Source organism: Streptomyces sp. NPDC046759 (assembly GCF_040645475.1).
GTDB lineage: Bacteria > Actinomycetota > Actinomycetes > Streptomycetales > Streptomycetaceae > Streptomyces.
Window position 1 is genome coordinate 199347 of the sequence record NZ_JBEYYJ010000012.1, and the last position, 13010, is coordinate 212356.

At 70.7% G+C, this 13010-nt stretch carries 10 protein-coding genes and 1 pseudogene; 8 read left to right on the plus strand and 3 right to left on the minus strand.

The features are described 5' to 3' along the window. Positions 1 to 150: 150 nt before the first annotated feature. The 8 genes and pseudogenes from ABZ919_RS18765 to ABZ919_RS18800 form a co-directional block, all read left to right on the plus strand. Positions 151 to 1311: a hypothetical protein gene (locus ABZ919_RS18765; RefSeq protein WP_361248692.1), complete on the plus strand. Its 1161-nt coding sequence runs from the start codon at positions 151 to 153 to the stop codon at positions 1309 to 1311. 138 nt (positions 1312 to 1449) lie between these two features. After that, complete coding sequence (locus tag ABZ919_RS18770) at positions 1450 to 2106, plus strand: LuxR C-terminal-related transcriptional regulator (protein ID WP_361248695.1); 657 nt, start codon at positions 1450 to 1452, stop codon at positions 2104 to 2106. 188 nt (positions 2107 to 2294) lie between these two features. Next, positions 2295 to 3311, plus strand: a complete 1017-nt coding sequence (locus tag ABZ919_RS18775; RefSeq protein WP_361248697.1) for a GlxA family transcriptional regulator — start codon at positions 2295 to 2297, stop codon at positions 3309 to 3311. After that, the gene (locus ABZ919_RS18780; protein ID WP_361248700.1) at positions 3308 to 5059 is read left to right on the plus strand and encodes a thiamine pyrophosphate-binding protein; all 1752 of its coding nucleotides are present in this window, start codon (positions 3308 to 3310) and stop codon (positions 5057 to 5059) included. The genes ABZ919_RS18775 and ABZ919_RS18780 overlap by 4 nt, the downstream gene beginning before the upstream one ends. Then, positions 5031 to 5684 (plus strand): SRPBCC family protein, encoded by a 654-nt coding sequence (locus ABZ919_RS18785; RefSeq protein ID WP_361248703.1) that lies wholly within the window; start codon positions 5031 to 5033, stop codon positions 5682 to 5684. Before ABZ919_RS18780 ends, ABZ919_RS18785 begins: the two co-directional genes overlap by 29 nt. Beyond that, entirely contained in the window at positions 5681 to 6700 is a 1020-nt protein-coding gene (locus ABZ919_RS18790; protein WP_361248705.1) for a 3-oxoacyl-[acyl-carrier-protein] synthase III C-terminal domain-containing protein, read from the plus strand. Before ABZ919_RS18785 ends, ABZ919_RS18790 begins: the two co-directional genes overlap by 4 nt. Before the next feature lie 3 nt (positions 6701 to 6703). Beyond that, entirely contained in the window at positions 6704 to 7723 is a 1020-nt protein-coding gene (locus ABZ919_RS18795; protein ID WP_361248708.1) for a histidinol-phosphate transaminase, read from the plus strand. A 250-nt stretch (positions 7724 to 7973) separates the two neighbouring features. Beyond that, positions 7974 to 9008, plus strand: a pseudogene (locus tag ABZ919_RS18800) (PP2C family protein-serine/threonine phosphatase); the annotation flags it as partial. 241 nt (positions 9009 to 9249) lie between these two features. Here the strand turns inward: ABZ919_RS18800 and lpdA are convergent. From lpdA to ABZ919_RS18815, 3 genes are all read right to left on the minus strand, one after another. Next, positions 9250 to 10665, minus strand: a complete 1416-nt coding sequence (lpdA, locus tag ABZ919_RS18805; RefSeq protein ID WP_361248711.1) for a dihydrolipoyl dehydrogenase — start codon at positions 10663 to 10665, stop codon at positions 9250 to 9252. A 195-nt stretch (positions 10666 to 10860) separates the two neighbouring features. After that, complete coding sequence (locus ABZ919_RS18810; protein WP_361248713.1) at positions 10861 to 11814, minus strand: YihY/virulence factor BrkB family protein; 954 nt, start codon at positions 11812 to 11814, stop codon at positions 10861 to 10863. A gap of 268 nt (positions 11815 to 12082) precedes the next feature. Beyond that, entirely contained in the window at positions 12083 to 12967 is an 885-nt protein-coding gene (locus ABZ919_RS18815) for a short-chain dehydrogenase/reductase (RefSeq protein ID WP_361248715.1), read from the minus strand. Positions 12968 to 13010: the final 43 nt, after the last annotated feature.

A 13010-nucleotide genomic window follows, 5' to 3' on the forward strand; every position in this document is an offset into this window, starting at 1 on the left:
CCCGGCCGGGCCGGCGGCCTGCAACACCCCGACCTCGTCCCCTACTTCGCCCAGCACCTCGTGTCAGCGGGATGCCCCGCCGGCGGAAACAGCACCATGGATCATTTTCTCCCAGGCATGCGGCGTGGAAGCGCAGCAGCACCGCGGGCCTTGACGACCGTACTGCGAAAGATCGGCGCGATCCGTGCGAGCAGGGACGAGTACGTCCTGCGGCATGGCGTGAAGAGCCTGGTCGCAGCGGTGCTCACCTGGCAGCTCATCGCCCTGTGGCTACCGGGGCAGCAACAGTTCCTCGGCGTGGGCACTGCGTTGGTCATGGCCAATGCGTCCACGGTCTACAGCTCGGTGATCCATGCGGCGCGCCGGGTGGCGACCCAGGTGTCGGGCGTCCTGCTGGCTGTCTTCGCCGCCTGGCTGCTGGGAGCCACCGCCGGAGCCGTCGTGGCCGTCCTGACCGTGGTACTGCTCACCGGTGGACGCCGTAACGGCGAGGACCGCCTCCAGGTCGCGTCGACTGCGGTGATCAGCCTGACGGCTGCCGCGGCGGCTCCGGTCGGGCATGTGGTCGTACCCGCGGTCTCCACCGTTGCCGGCGCCGGGGTCGGAGTCGCCGTCAATGCCCTGGTCTTCCCGCCGACGTACCTCGGTCGGTCCGACGCCGCCGTGCGCAGTCTGGCCCGCTGCACGGGCACGCTGCTGCAGGACATGGGCCGCGGGTTGCGGGAAGGACTGTCTGCGAGCCACGCGCACGTCTGGCTGGAGCGGGCGCAGGAGCTGGAGCGGCAAGCCGCCGACGCTCGCGACGAGGTGCAGAAGGCCGCTGAGAGCCTGCGCTGGAACGCCCGCGCGGCGGCGCGCCGGCACCACATGTCCGCGGTCCACGCATACGCCTCGGAGGTTCTCCATACGGCGTCGTTCCAGGTGCGAGGCATCGCCAGGACCCTGGCCGACAACATCGAGCAGGACGCGGACCACGGCCTGAAGCAGGGATTCGCCGTCCGATACGGGGAGGCGCTCGAGTGGGCGGGACGGGTGTTCACCACCTACGCCGCGCTGGGGGTGGCGGCCGACTCCAGCCAGGGCGATGCCCGGCAGCAGTTGCGCACGGTCATCGACCGCATGCTGACCTGGCATGCCACGGTGACCGATCTGCTCGAGCGCGGTGCCCTCACCGATCTGAACGCCTGGCAGGTCTACGGATCGCTCGTGGCCGACGTGGAGCGGCTCCTCACCGACCTGGAGGGCATCGAGCCGCCCGAAGAAGCACGGGTGCCCCAACTGGTCGGCGTCCGCGGTGTGCCGAGCCGATGACCCGGTCGGACGAGTGGGTCATGGACCCGTGCCCCGGGCGCGACTGCCCGAACCGCGGACGTGGGCCGTTGGCCGCTGTCCGTGGGCCGCTGTCCGTGGGCCGTTGGCACTTCGCCGTCACAGGAAGGAACGTGATCGGTGAGTATCGAATCGGATGAAGGGACCGATCTCCGACAGCAGATGGCTGTCTGGCGGAACCGGTTTCTGCGACTGCTCGACCGGTCGCCGGCGCCCACGGCGATAAGCCGGCCCGACGGTTCGCTGCTGATCGCCAATCCCTCGTTCTCCGCCCTGTGGGGATTGACGCCCGGACAGATACGTGACCGCAACCTGGTCGATCTGCTGGTGTCCACCGACGAGGATTCATTGCGCAAGCTCTCCGAAGGGCTTCGGTACGGGCGTCGGTTCCGCTACCCGATTCCTGTCGAGTGGGACACCGAAGGCTTGACCAGGACCGGGCAACTCACCGTGGAACCGGTCAGCGACGAATTCCTCACTCCGACGCTGCTCATGACGTTCCTGCACGTCACCGACAGGGCGCACGACATGGAGCGGGAGCTGGCGCACGCCTTGTCACCGCAGGAAGGGCGCATCCTGGCGCTGGTCGCGTCGGGAGCCACCTCCGCGCTGATCGCCCGGTCGGTCGGTCTCACGCCGGACGGTGTCAATTACCATCTCTCCCGGCTGTGCCGCCTGCTCAGAGTGCCGAACAGAACCGCCCTGGTCGCCAAGGCGTATGTCCTCGGGCTCCTCCCTCCCGCGTCCTGGCCGCCCGACTCCCGAGAAAGCCGGTGAGGTCGGGCGAGGATGCCGGCCAGCAGGGCCCGGAGGCCCTGCCTGTGAGCTGTCTCACCCTTCGCCGCCTGTCCGGCGCACGAACTGCCTGACCAGCGCTGTTCCCACCCGTCACACGCCGTCCGTTGGCCGGATGCGTCAGTAATCTGTCATTGCAGCCAGTGCGACATTCGATACAGGCTGTGACCGTGCTGGAACGACGTGTTGTGGTGGTGGTGTACGGGGGCGCGATGGCCCTGGACATCACCGGACCGATTGAAGTGTTCGATACCGCGAACCGGCTCCTGGGCCCCTCGGGCATCCCTTACCGGACCGACTTCGTCTCCGCCGACGCACCCCTGGTGCGCATGAGTTCGGGCGTGGTGGTGGAGGCCTCGCCGCTGGAGGCGGGGCAGGGCCCGATCGACACGCTCCTCGTGCCGGGCGGATGGAGTCTCGACGACGCGCTGCGGGACCAGGCGCTCGTGTCCTGGATCGGCCGGGCAGCGGCCCGCTCCCGCAGAGTCGCCTCCGTGTGCGGCGGATCCTTCCTGCTGGCCGAGGCGGGCCTCCTCGACGGCAGACGCGCCACCACGCACTGGGCGTACAGCCAGGCGATGGCGTGCCGCTACCCGGATGTCACGGTGGAAGCCGAGCCGATCTTCGTCTGGGACGGCCCCTTCGTGACCTCCGCGGGCGTGTCGACGGGCATCGACATGGCGCTGGCTCTGGTGGAGGCCGATCACGGATCGGCGCTCGCACTGGAGACGGCACGGTTTCTGGTGCTGTTCCTCAAGCGGCACGGAGGGCAGTCGCAGTACAGCGCCGTCCTCGACGCCCAGTTGGCCGACCATCCGCCGATCCGGGCAGCGCAGGAGTGGATTGTGGACCACCTGGACGGCCCGCTGACCGTGGCCGAGATCGCGCGGCAGGCCAACATGAGTCAGCGCAACTTCGCCCGGGTCTTCCGGCGTGAGGTGGGCACGACACCCGGCCAGTACGTCGAGCGGACGCGTATCGCCCGCGCGCGCGAACTGCTGGAAGCCACGGACTTGACGATCAGCCAGATAGCCGGCCGCTGCGGATTCGCCGCCACCGAGACGTTCTTCCGGTCCTTCGGACGAACCCTGGGACTCACCCCCAAGGAATACCGGCACCGCTTCCAGGTGATCTCGCCATCCGGCCTCATCGACCGGCACCGAGAGAGGGAGGGGAGCCCCGCATGACCACCGCGACCCCGGAATTACGCGAGGCGGAGACGGTACGCCTGGTCGACCATCTGGCCGGGGAACTCGCCAGGGCAGGCGTCACCCATGTGTTCGGCGTCGGCGGCGCGAACATCGAGGACCTGTACGACGCGGTGCACCGCGCCGGAGCCGTCCGCGGTGTCGTCGCCAAACACGAGTTCTCCGCCGTCACCATGGCCGACGGATACGCACGCACCACCGGGCGCCTCGGCGTCGTCGCCGCCACCTCGGGCGGTGGGGCGATGAATCTGGTACCGGGTCTGGCGGAGGCGTACGCCTCCCGGGTGCCCGTGCTGGCCCTGGTGGGCCAGCCGCCGACCGGCCAGGAAGGGCGCGGGGCGTTCCAGGACTCCAGCGGCAAGGCGGGCTCCTTCGACGCGCGGGAGGTCTTCGCACCCGTTACCCGGTTCTGCGCCCGCGTCGATGCCCCGGACGCGCTCGCGGAGTTGCTGCCCCGGGCGATCGCGGCGGCACAGTCCGATCCGCGCGGGCCGGCCGTGCTGCTGTTGCCCAAGGACGTGCAGCAGGCGCGGATCCGGGTGCCGGCCCGCGACGCGGCCCCGGCATCGGGCGGCCCCGCGACGGCATCCGCGGTGCGGCTCGACGCCGCTGCCGTCGGCGCCGTGTCGGACGCCCTCCGCGGGGCCGATCGCGTCCTCGTCATCGCCGGTGAGGACGTCGCCGCCGCCGACGCCCGGGCGGAGCTGGCGCAACTGGCCGGGCGCCTGGGGGCATGGGTGGCGGTCACCCCGGACGCCAAGGACGTCTTCGACAACCGTGATCCCCGCTTCGCGGGCGTGGCCGGGGTGATGGGCCATGCCAATGTCGAGGACTGTCTGCGGCGGGCCGACCTGTGCCTGCTGGTCGGTACCCGGCTGCCGCTGCTGGCACGCGGCGGCCTCGAGCGGGCCCTGGCCGCCTCCGACGTCGTCTGCCTAGGCCCCGAACCGCCCTTCGTGGCGGGCACCGCACTGGGCGGGAACCTGCGGGACGCGCTGCGCGCCGTGACGGCCCGGCTGCCGTCGCACCCACGTCCCTGCCCGCCGCACGCCGGCCCCCTTCCCACCCCCCTCCCGGGTCCGCTCCTCCAGGCCCGGGAACGCACCGTCCCCCATGCCCAGGCGGTCGCCGCGGTGGAGGCGGCACTCCCGCAGGACGCACACGTCTTCGTGGACGCAGGCAACGCGGGGGCCAGCGCGGTCCATCTCCTCCCGGCACCGCGCCACGGCCGCTTCGTGGTGGCGGTCGGCATGGGCGGCATGGGCTACACCTTCGGTGCCGGCATCGGCGCCGCGCTCGCCACCGGCCGGCGCACGTACGTCCTCGCCGGCGACGGGTCCTTCCTCATGCACGGGATGGAAGTGCACACCGCCGTTCAGTACGACGCCCCCGTGACGTTCGTGATCTTCAACAACAACGCCCACGCCATGTGCGCGATGCGGGAGGAATTCCTCCAGGGCGGCGTCCGCAGCGACGACCTGTTCGCCCCGACCGACCTCGCCGCCGGAGTGGCCGCCGCCTTCCCGTCCCTGCCGGCCACGGGAACCGCCGACGCGGACCACCTGCGCACGGCACTGCTGCGCAGCAATGCGCGCGGCGGTCCCGCGTTCGTCGCAGTGGCCTGCGACCCACGGGAGATCCCCCCGTTCCTTCCCTTCCAGTCCTTCACCGAAGCCACCGAGAACAAGGAGAGTTCAGATGAGCGAGGAGTCGTCCACGTTGGCTGACATCCCCGGTCTGGTCCGGATCGAGAACACCGGCAAGGAGGAACTGACCGCCCACTGCATGGAGCTCACCCACGCGGTCTACCCCCACCACCAGGTCTACGGGCAGTACTGCACCATCCACGAGTACGTCGACTGCCCCCCGGAGCAGGCCTACGACTACCTGCGTCAGGGACACCACCTGGAGGAGTGGACCTGCAGCCTGCGGGACTTCGCGCCCACCGGCACCCCGGGGCTGTGGGTCGGTCACGACCGGCTGGAGGACGACACCAGGATCTACTGCAAGGTGCTCGCGAACCCCGAGGCCATGACCGTGGACTACCACTGCTCCTGGGACCAGGGCGACACGCTGTGGATGATCTACCTGATGCGTGTCGTCCCGGCCCGACCGGTGCTCGACAAGCCGGGTTCGGTGATCACCTGGACCAACTGCCGGCACCCCTACTACGACGACAACCCGCGCCCCGACCTGGCTCCCCGCCCGGACCGGCCCTGGGTGGGCGACTACTGGGACCTCTTCTACGCGGGGCACACCGTGGAGATGCGCAACCTCAAGGCCATCCTGGAACACCGCCACCGCGGCGGCCTGCCGGTCTGCTCCGCTCCCGCGAGGGCGGTGGCGCAGTGACCACGGTCAGCCTCACCGACGTCGCGAGCTACCTGCCCGGCGAGCCGGTCCCCGCGGAGTTCTACACGGACTTCCCCGGAGCCGAGGACAAGCTCCGCAGCCATCCGATGTTCAAGGTCCCGCCGTTACGGCACCACGTGGCCAGGGACGAGACCAACGCGGACATGGTCGAGCGCGCCGTTCAGCCCCTGATCGAACGGCACGGCGCGGCGGAGATCCGGGGCGTCGACGTCCTGTTGGTGCACAGCCAGTTGCCGGACCTGCCGTTCGTGGGCGCCGGAACCGAGGTGGCGCGTCGGCTGGGCCTGAAGCCGGAGTGGCTCGTCGACGTGGCCAACGCCGGCTGTGCGTCGTTCGTGTACATGGTGAAGCTGGCCCGGCAGATCCTCACTTCCACCGAGGCCAGGACCGCGCTGATATGCAACGCGCAGAGCGCCGCGGGGCAGTGGTTCACCCAGTCCGAGGTACGCCGGCTCGCCCAGGCGGCGATCCCCGGCGACGGGTGCGGTGTGGGATACCTGACGACGTCGGCCCAATCACCGGTCCTCGACGTGGAGACCCGGCACATCGGCGAGTACGCCGGCGACATGACCGTGGCGGTCGACGACGGCCGCAAGTACTGGGAGCCGGGCGAGTCCCAGCTGCGGATCGGGTTCACCGACGCCAGCGTCGCCAAGGTCCTGGCGCGGGGGAACCGCCTCGTCCCCGAGGTCGTCATGGACCTGTGCCGGCGGCTTCGAGTGGCGAGCACCGACATCGACGTCCTCATCACCAACCAGCCCAACCGCACCTTCCTGCGGAACTGGCGAGAGGCGCTGCAGCTGCCGGCCGAACGGCACCTGAACACCTTCGACGACTACGGGAACCTGTTCGGGGCGGCGATCCCGATCACGTTGGACCGCGCGATCCGCTCCGGGCAGGTGGGGGACGGCGACCTGCTGGTGCTCGGGGGATTCGCCCACGCGGGCGACTTCGCCGGCGCCGTCGCCGTCCGCTGGCACGGCGGACGGGGCTGAACCATGGACACCCCCGTTCTGCACCGGCTCGCCCTGAACGAGAGCCCGTATCCCCCGCTGCCCTCGGTACGCGAGGCGATGCAGCGGGCCGTCGAACAGGCTCACCGTTACCCGCAGTTCCATCCCGACGACCTCACCGAGCTGATCGCCGCATGGTGCCGGGTCACCCCCGACCGGGTCGCGGTGGGCAGCGGATCGGTCGGTGTCGCCCTGCAGTTGCTCCGGGCAGTGGTCCGGCCCGGTGACGCGGTGGCCTACGCCTGGCGGACGTTCGACGCCTACCCCCTCCTGGCCGCAATGGTCGGCGCTCACCCTGTCCCCGTACCCCTGTCGCCGGACGGGCACCAGGATCTGGGCGCGCTGCTCGCGGCGCTCGACCATCGCACCCGCGTCGTCGTACTGTGCAATCCCCACAACCCCACCGGCAGCCTGGTCACCGCCGACGCGCTGTCGGCGTTCCTGCGGCAGGTCCCCCCACACGTCACCGTGCTGCTCGACGAGGCGTACGTGGAGTTCGCCCGCGGCACCGAACTGCCGGACGCACCCGCGCTCCTGGACGCGTACCCCAACTTGCTGGTCCTGCGGACCTTCTCCAAGGCGTACGGCCTCGCCGCCCTGCGCATCGGGTACGGACTCGGCGCTGCCGGCCTGGTGCAACGCATCCGTCGGCAGCAACTGCCCTTCGGCATCAACGCGGTGGCAACGGCGGCGGTGCGGGCCTCACTGCGGGCCGAACGCGAGCTGCGCCTCCGCGTGGACACCGTGGTCGCCGAGCGCGAACGGCTCGGGCGTGAACTCGTGTCCCTGGGTTGGCGCGTACGCCCCGGCCACGCCAACTCCGTCTGGCTCGCGGCGCCCGATCCGATCGATGAGGGCGCCGCGGCACTCGCCGACGCCGGTGTCCAGGCGCGTCACTACGCCGGCGAGGGACTCCGGCTCACCGTCGGCAGCCGGAGCGCCAACGACGCCGTACTGACGGCGCTGGCGGGAGTGCGCCTGCGCCAGGACGCATCGCGGACGTGAAACACACCGGCCGCCGCCCGGCCGCGGACGCTGTGGAGCCGTCCTCGTTCGTCCTGCGGCCTGCCGCTGCGGGATCGGTGGCGGTCTGACCGACCACGACCACGTTTGAGCAGGTCAGACCCTTGGCTCGGCGGACGGAGCACATGCCTTTCCCGTGCTCGGGAGGTGAGCGGGGCTGGGATCGGTGTGAGACTGGGGGCGGAGGGGGTGATCCCCGTGCCGGACCCACCGCACGCCTCCACCGGTCCCGCAACAACGGCTGCTCATCCCCGTCGAGGAGGCCCGGGAGGCGCTGCCGGTCGAGGGCTCGTCGGCCGGCTGGGCGTACCGGACGGTCTCCCCGCGGGTGTGCGAGGCCGACGCCGGCCTGGTCGTCTGGATGCCCCTGGTCGACGGTGCGGAGCGGCTGGGCGTGCTGGCGGTACGGACCGCCTCGCTCGACGGGGTGCGGATGCGCCGCAGCCGGATGCTGGCCCACCTGATCGCCATGCTGATCACGTCCAAGCGCGCCTACAGCGACTGGCTCGCCGCCCGCACCCGCACCGCGACCATGGCTTTGCCCGCCGAGATGCTGCGGGCCTTTCTGCCACCCCGCACCATCGGCAGCAGCAGGTGCGTCTCGACCGCGGTCCTGGAACCGGCGTACGACATCGCCGGCGACGCCTTCGACCACTCGGTGATCAAGGACGTGCTGTACACCACGATCCTCGACGCCATGGGGCACGATCTGACCGCCGGACTGACCACGTCGGTCGCCATGGCGGCGGCGCGCAACGCCCGCCGGAGCGGGGGCGATCTGGAGGACGTCGTCGGCTCCATCGACAAGGCGCTCGCCCGGTGGCTCCCCGACCACTTCTGCACCGGTGTGCTGTGTCGGCTCGATGCCAGGACGGGGGTCCTGCGCTGGGTCAACTGCGGTCATCCCCCACCGCTGCTGATTCGTGGCGACCGGGTGCTCACCGGGGCGCTGGACAGTCCCCCACAGCCACCGATCGGCCTGGCCGGCCCACTCGTCCCGGCAGCCCGGCACGTTCACGAGACGACTCTGGAACCAGGCGACTGCGTCCTGCTCTACACCGACGGTGTCGTGGAGGCTCGCGACGCCGACGGTGCGGAATTCGGCCTCGACCGGTTCACCGACTTCATCATCCGCTCCACCGCCGCCGGCCAGCGCCCCGCCGAGGTGCTGCGGCTGCTCATCCACGCCATCCTCGAGTACCAGCGCAACCAGCTGCGGGACGACGTGACCATCCTGCTCTTCGAATGGCGCCCTCAGCGCCGGTGACGGGTACCGAGGAGACCCGGTGCCCTCGCTCCCACCGGACGCCACTGACACCGGCCCGCCGCCGACCGGGACCGGCCGCACCGTCCGTAGCGGCTCCGGCCGACCAGCCTCATTCGAGGTCCTCGGCCATCCGCCCGCCCGGGGCTGAACGCCCGGCCCACGTGATCATCCGCTCCGGCGGTGCCTTCTTCGGCGGCCTCCGGACGACCGGGCCGGCCACTTCGACGGATCGGGAGCGATCTCACAGGTTGATCATGTGTCCGGCCAAGCCGTGCACGGCCTCCTGGATGGCCTCGCCGAGCGTCGGATGAGCGTGGACGTTGCGGGCGACCTCGTGGACGGTGAGGTCCCACTGCTGTGCCAGGGTCAGCTCGGGCAGCAGTTCGGTGACGTCGGGGCCGATGAGGTGGCCGCCGATCAGTTCGCCGTACTTCGCGTCGCTGATCAGCTTCACGAAGCCGGTGGCGTCGCCCAGGCCGTGCGCCTTGGCGTTCGCGGTGAACGGGAACTTCGCCACCTTGACGTCGTAACCCAGTTCGCGTGCCCGGGCCTCCGTGTGGCCGAAGCTGGCGATCTGCGGCTGGCAGAAGGTGGCCCGCGGGATCATCGCGTAGTCGAGCTCCATGGTCTCCGCGTCCGCCAGCGTCTCGGCGGCGATCACCCCCATCGCCTCAGCGGCGTGCGCGAGCATCAGCTTCGCGGTGACGTCACCGATGGCGTAGATGTGCGGCACGTTCGTACGGCAGCGGCCGTCGACGTCGATCGCGCCGCGCTCGGAGACCTGCACACCGGTGTTCTCCAGTCCGTAACCGGTCACGTTGGGGGCGAAGCCGAGCGCCTGGAGGACCTTGTCGGCCTCCAGGACCTGCTGGGAGCCGTCCTTGCCGGTGACCGTGACGCGGACGCGCGGGCCCGATTCGTCGATGGAGTCGACACGGGTGGAGGTGAGCGCGTCGATGCCCAGTCTGCGGTACTGCTTGGCGAGTTCCGCGGACACCTCGACGTCCTCCAGCGGGGCGAGGCGGTCCAGGAACTCGACGATCGTGACCTTCACCCCGTAGTTGTGCAGGATGTAGGCGAACTCGACGCCGATCGCGCCGGCGCCCGCGATGATGATCGACTGGGGCAGTTCCTCGGCGAGGATCTGCTCCTCGAAGGTGACCACGCGGGAGGTGCGCCGGGTGCCGGGCAGCAGCTTCGGCGTGGCGCCGGTGGCGATGACGCAGTGGTCGAATCCGACGGTGCGGGTGTCGCCGTCGAAGCCGGACACCTGGAGGGTGTGCGGGCCGAGAAACGTGCCCTGACCGTCGATCTCCGTGATCTTGTTCTTCTTCATCAGGTAGTGCACGCCCTTGACCCGGCCGTCGGCGACCTTGCGGCTGCGGCGGAACGCCTCGCCGTAGTCGAAGGACACCTGCCCGTCGACGCGAATGCCGAAGGTCTTCGCCTCGCGGGTGAACACGTGCGCCAGCTCGGCGTTGCGCAGCAGGGCCTTGGTCGGGATGCAGCCCACGTTCAGGCAGATCCCGCCCCAGTACTTCCGCTCGACGACGGCGACGCGTCTGCCGAGCTGGGCGGCGCGGATCGCGGCCACGTAGCCACCGGGGCCGGCACCGAGTACCACCACGTCGAAGCGGTCGTCCGGCTCGTCCGTCATCGATGCCTCCTGCAGCGGAACACGTTCGGGCTCCGGCCAGAGTTCCCCGTTCGAAGCCGACGGCAAACTGCGGTGCTTCCCAATGACGGAACAGGGACCGGCCGACACGGTCGGCACGCCGCAGAAGCCCGGCGTGCGGACACGGCACGTCGGCCGTGAGATGTGATCAAGACCGGGCCCCGGGCCGCGGACGGATCAGGGGGGTCCCTTGTCGCCCACGGCCGGCGGTGGAGGCTCGCCGAAGCGGACGTAGATCTTCTCGAAGCCCTTGAAGGACTCCGTGGCAGCGTAGGAGCGGTAGGCGCGCAGGTCGCCCGAGGCGAGGTGGACGTGGTCGGTGAAGGGCGTCAGCAGGCTGCGCGGCCACAGCCGCAGGCAGCGTACGGCGATGATCTCCGCTGTGGCGAGGTACACCGTGGCCGCGAGATAGATCCACGCGAGCAGGCCGAGCACGATGCCGAACATGCCGTAGGTCGCCGTGGCCCCCCGCAGCACGTGACCGACGTAGTAGGAGCCGCCCCACTGCAGCGCCTGCCAGGCGCATGCGGCTCCCAGGGCCGGGCCGTACGTGGCGCGCAGCGGCAGTTTGCGCCGGGTCATGAGCCGGTAGCTCAGCAGCAGGAGGGCGGCGTTGAGGACGACTCCCAGGATCCCGGCGGCGATCCTGATGCCGATGGCCAGGCGGTTTCCGTAGATGGTGGCAGCGGACTCCGAGGTGGACAGTGCCGTCGTCAGGCAGAGACCGACCGCGAGCAGGAGCAGGAAGTACAGGCTCCTCGCCCGTGAGCGCAGCGGGTCGGGACGGGCATGGCGCGGCACCGCGAAGATCTTGTTCAGGGCGTGCTGAGCCGCCTGGGCGATGCCGAGGGCGCCGTACACGCTGCCGGCGACTCCCACCACGATGGCGGCGCCGCTGCCGTGGAACGAGTGGATGTTGTGGCCGAGCTGGTCCCCGATCACCGGGAACTCGCTCAGTGCGGAGTGCAGCATCGAGTGCTGCAGCTGCGCATTGCCGTGCAGGGCGGCGCTGAGGATCGCGACCAGGAACAGCAGCAGCGGGAAGAGGGAGACGAAGCCGTAGTAGGCCATCAGTGCGGCCAGGTAGGTGACCTGGTCGTCGAAGAACTTGTACACGACCGCGAGCGGCATCCCCGCCCACCGGTGCCGTCTCTGATATCGGTCCAACCGGGCCAGCACGTCCATGTGCCCTCCCACACCCTCGGGTGCGAGTCCGCACGTCAGCGGAACACCTCAGCATTCCGGTGCCCCGGCCGGGGCCTTCCACACCGACGCTCGTGATCACCTCTGTTCGGAGGCGGACGCCCGGGTGCGCCGCAGGAGGTGCCGCCCGCCGAGCCGCGGAGGGCACCCGAGTCCGCTCGGGGCCGGCCCTCCCCGCTTCTGGGGACCGCCCCGGTCAGTCGTCGCCCGGTTCTGCCGCGGCGCGGTCGGCTCGCCCGCCGGCGCCGAGCCGGCCCGTGCCGGGCAAGGGATGCCCGGCGTCCAAGCGGGGCAGTTCGTGCCGGGAGATGCGCAGCACGAAGGGGGGCAGGGCAGCGCGCACCGCCTGGATGCAACGCAGCCACGCCGGTACGTAGACCGCGGTACGGCGGCACTCCACCGCGCGGGCCAGTCGGGCCGCGACCGTGGCGACCGGGTAGACGGTGCGAGCGGGAGGGGGCATGTGGGCGCGCAGCTCGTGCATCGCGGTGAAGCGTTCCGCCTCGCGGATCATGTCGGTGTCGGTCCAGGAGGGGTAGGCGACGCCCACGGCGACCCCTTGGTGGGCCACTTCCGCCTGCAGCGTGTGCGCGAAGGCTTCCACGCCGGCCTTGGAGGCGCAGTAAGCGCTCATCATGGGGGTGGCGCCGAGTGACGCCAGGGATGCGACCTGCAGGAAGTAGCCGGCCGTCGCCACCAGGTCGGGCAGGAAGGTGCGCGCCGTCTGTGCGCTGCCCGTCAGGTTCACGTCGATGACACGGCGCCATGAGTCGGGATCCGACGTGGCAAAGGGGCCGCCCAGCGCGATACCCGCGTTCGCCACGACCACCGACGGACGGCCGAGAAGACCGCGGATCTCACCTGCCGCATCGGTGAGGGCGGTGTGGTCGGTGACGTCGACCTCGAAAGCGAGCGCGGTGGTGGGAAGGGCTGCCGCCAGCGCCTCCAGCTCGGCTCCTTCATGGCCCAGCAGCGCCAGGCGCGCCCGGCGCCGGGCCAGTTCGAGCGCCAGGGCCGCGCCCAGGCCGCGCGCGGCTCCGGTCACCACGATGGTCCGGTCCTTGAGGGGGCTGTCCGTCACCGGTTGTCCCTTCCCCTCTGCGGTGCCTCTGCGGTGCCTGTGT

Excerpts from the sequence above, each read along its gene's own strand:
- ABZ919_RS18780 (WP_361248700.1), top strand. The coding sequence starts at position 3,308 with ATGACCACCGCGACCCCGGAATTACGCGAGGCGGAGACGGTACGCCTG.
- lpdA (WP_361248711.1), bottom strand. The coding sequence starts at position 10,665 with ATGACGGACGAGCCGGACGACCGCTTCGACGTGGTGGTACTCGGTGCC.
- ABZ919_RS18810 (WP_361248713.1), bottom strand. The coding sequence starts at position 11,814 with ATGCCGCTCGCGGTCGTGTACAAGTTCTTCGACGACCAGGTCACCTAC.
- ABZ919_RS18785 (WP_361248703.1), top strand. The coding sequence starts at position 5,031 with ATGAGCGAGGAGTCGTCCACGTTGGCTGACATCCCCGGTCTGGTCCGG.
- ABZ919_RS18795 (WP_361248708.1), top strand. The coding sequence starts at position 6,704 with ATGGACACCCCCGTTCTGCACCGGCTCGCCCTGAACGAGAGCCCGTAT.